The sequence below is a fragment of the Peribacillus sp. P4_C12 genome, from assembly GCF_056402095.1.
Map to the genome: position 1 here is coordinate 1 of NZ_JBFUIB010000657.1, position 1,756 is coordinate 1,756.

At 38.2% G+C, this 1,756-nt stretch carries 2 protein-coding genes; both read right to left on the reverse strand.

The window, feature by feature from the left end:
- The coding region (locus tag AC1DUW_RS27690) for an MFS transporter (RefSeq protein ID WP_477644035.1) at positions 1–986 on the reverse strand (986 nt) is incomplete at its 3' end.
- 232 nt (positions 987–1,218) lie between these two features.
- On the reverse strand, positions 1,219–1,756 hold a 538-nt coding region (locus AC1DUW_RS27695; RefSeq protein WP_477644036.1), incomplete at its 5' end, for an AMP-binding enzyme.

The following is a 1,756-nucleotide window of genomic DNA, read 5'->3' on the forward strand; positions in this document are numbered from 1 at the left end:
AATATGGCATATGTAAGGCCCTTTGCTAAACACATCGCAAGAATCACCCAAATTGGATTTTGAAAAACCATGATTGATGAAAAAAATATTGCACCCAAGATCATTGCACCAGCTACAACGAATACTCTTGATGACCGCCAATTTTGATTTTTCTTAAATAAATAATCAGACAGCATAGAAACACCCATATAAATACAAACGGAAACGACTCCGATTATTGCCACACTCGATCCCATCTGACCGGGTGTCATCTTAACGGCTTCCACTAAATAAATAGGCAGCCACACTGAAAACCAAACAACAAGAATATAGGTTGAAAAGTAAGCGAGGGTAGTAAATAAAGCAGTAGGTGACGCTAGAAGTCCCAGGAAATCTTTCACTTTAATTTTCTCTAGTTTATCTTTCTTTTTCTTCTGTACATTTTCATAAACTTCAACAGGATTTTCCTTCGTTAAAAATTGAAATAGGAAGAACCAAACAAGACTTGCTACACCAAGAGCGGCAAAGGCAACCTTCCATCCGAAAATGGTAATTAAAGAAACGAGGATTGGTGCAACAATCATCGCCCCAACAGTTCCCCCGCCAACCACTACCGAATTAGCAAACCCTTTTAGTTTTGGAGGAAACCACTTATCCGCATGACTGTAAGCAACTGGGCTATATGGCCCTTCAAATGCACCTAGTAAAATTCTGTAGAGAATCAGAAACGGCAACGCTGCAATGGCCAAAACCCCGAATTGCAAAACCGTCCATGTCAGCATGATGAATCCAAGTACTTTTTTTGCCCCAAGCCGATCCGCCCACGCTGCCCCGAAAATACCTGTTACTGGATATAGCCAATAATAACTACTTCCGACAAGTCCCCACTCAGCATAAGAAAGATCAAATTCTTTCATGATAGGTACAGCTGCAAGTCCGATGATTGATTTATCAGCAAAGTTAATAACGGCACCAAAGAATAATAGAATGAGAACAACCCAACGCATTTGAATTCCTCTTTTCTTTTTGTGTGTTCACACACTTCGAATTTAATCTAATAATTGATTCTTTAATTAATACTAAACGAACTACTTTCATCATCTGTTCTCCCAATGACAGCGTCTTCTTGCCCCTATCTTTCTGAATGAATACCTTATAAAATGACTTTAAATCGTGGGAGTATACAAAATATGCATGTTGGATCCCGTTCTGCTACTCTTTCAAACTATGCATTCTTCCTTAATCACTTTTCTCCTCCTTTTCAAGTTCTTCTTTAATAAGCAATCTTTTTAATAGTTTTCCGACTGTGTTCCGCGGCAGTTCTTTTCTAATTTCAAATTCTTTTGGCACCTTGTAGGGGGTCAACTGGGAATAGCAATATCCTTCTATTTCATCAAGATCAATGGAGGCATTTTCTTTCGGTACAATAAATGCTTTTACTACCTCACCTATTTCTTTATGAGGTATACCCACCACAGCAGCCTCTTTAATAGTCGGATGTTCATATAGAACTCCTTCCACCTCTTGGGGATAAATATTAAACCCGCTTACAATAATCATTTCTTTTTTTCTCCCGACAATGTAGAAATAACCTTCTTCATCCATCACAGCGAGATCACCAGTGTATAGCCAATCATTTTGTAATGCCTTTTTTGTTTCAGATTCATTATTCCAGTAACCTTTCATAATTTGTGGGCCTTTTATAAGCAATTCTCCAACACCTGTGTTTGGAACTTCATTATTATCATCATCAATAATCAAACAGTCTGTGCCTGGA